The organism is Bradyrhizobium uaiense, assembly GCF_010811875.1.
In the GTDB taxonomy this organism is placed as follows: Bacteria; Pseudomonadota; Alphaproteobacteria; order Rhizobiales; family Xanthobacteraceae; genus Bradyrhizobium; species Bradyrhizobium uaiense.
The window spans coordinates 1-244 of the sequence record NZ_VKHP01000953.1; the positions used below are offsets into that span (position 1 = coordinate 1).

General features: G+C 60.2%; 1 protein-coding gene. It reads left to right on the top strand.

Annotation, left to right across the window (positions count from 1 at the left end):
- A partial coding sequence (locus FNJ47_RS48265) for a transposase (protein ID WP_163163762.1) occupies positions 1–244 on the top strand: 244 nt, incomplete at both ends.

Below are 244 nucleotides of genomic sequence, written 5' to 3' on the forward strand. Positions count from 1 at the left end.
GTCCACTGTACGTTGCGGGATTGATCGGCCCTGGTGATCGCAAGAGCATTCAGCCGATGGCAGAACGCCTTGCCTCGGGCAGCTACGATCAGCTGCACCATTTCATCGCCGATGGTGTCTGGGACGCGACGCCGCTAGAGACGGAACTGCTCAACCAGGCGGACCGACTTGTCGGCGGTAGGGATGCGGTGCTCGTTATTGATGACACCTCACTGCCGAAGAAGGGCGAACGCTCGGTTGGTGT